At 61.0% G+C, this 843-nt stretch carries 1 protein-coding gene and 1 pseudogene; both read right to left on the reverse strand.

What is annotated here, in order from left to right; all coding sequences use genetic code 11:
* Positions 1 to 124 precede the first annotated feature (124 nt).
* Entirely contained in the window at positions 125 to 574 is a 450-nt protein-coding gene (locus tag QCE79_RS33115; protein ID WP_309851687.1) for a YsnF/AvaK domain-containing protein, read from the reverse strand.
* 11 nt (positions 575 to 585) lie between these two features.
* Positions 586 to 843 (reverse strand): annotated as a pseudogene (locus QCE79_RS33120) (hypothetical protein); the annotation flags it as partial.

An 843-nucleotide genomic window follows, 5' to 3' on the forward strand; every position in this document is an offset into this window, starting at 1 on the left:
TCTTGAAAACTATCGAATATCCCAATGATGGTTTGAGTCATAGCAGCATCTCCATAAAAAGGCCTACGCTAAGCCGGGAATGTTGCGCGTGCGCTGGTTCCGCAACCGCTGTTCCCGGTTACGGTCAATCCACGGTCGGGTCGCGCCTCCACTCGCCCTCCGCACCTTCGCGCCGTTCCACGATCAGCTCCTCGGTGTTGACGAGCACTTGATGCACCATGTCCCTTTGCGACTCGGTGGTCTTAATGTGTACCTCTTCCTTCAAGGTCAGTTGCATCCTGACCACAGGCACGTATTCGTAGACAGGGATGATCAGGGTGTTACCTTCCTGCCGTGGTTCGCTGCGCTCGTCGACCGCGCGGTTGACCGCAACGCGGCTGACTTCGACCTGTTCGCTCCTCAGCCGCATGGCGACGGATTGCATTTCCTCATGCACGACCTTACGCACGCGCACTGCGCCGGTTTCTGTTTTTCTGACGTCCACCGCAAGTTCCTCCTGCACGGCAGCGAGGCGAACCTCGTCAGACACGGCAGCAGGCGGCGGCGGAGCGTTTGGAGGCATTTTTGAGTTCATTGAAAGTTCCATCAAGTACGACGACCCGCTTGAACGGTGCGAGCACGTGCGGGGGCTACATCGCGATCGACTGCCGATCCGCCGCCTTCTTCAAACGGAGGCTGGTGACGGAAGCCGGTCGCGCCCGAAACGATGGCGATGATCGCGCCCACGATCAGCGCGGCAAATGAGAACCAGCTCGCTCGGGCAACGCCTCGCGCGGCGGCATCCGCTGCCGTACGCGCATTCTGCTCGGCGTCCGGGCCCGATGCCGCCGACGCAGCCGACGC

It is taken from the genome of Caballeronia sp. LZ003 (assembly GCF_031451465.1).
Taxonomy (GTDB): Bacteria; Pseudomonadota; Gammaproteobacteria; order Burkholderiales; family Burkholderiaceae; genus Caballeronia.

Coding starts and splice junctions, on each gene's coding strand:
- QCE79_RS33115 (WP_309851687.1), bottom strand. CDS start 574: ATGAACTCAAAAATGCCTCCAAACGCTCCGCCGCCGCCTGCTGCCGTG.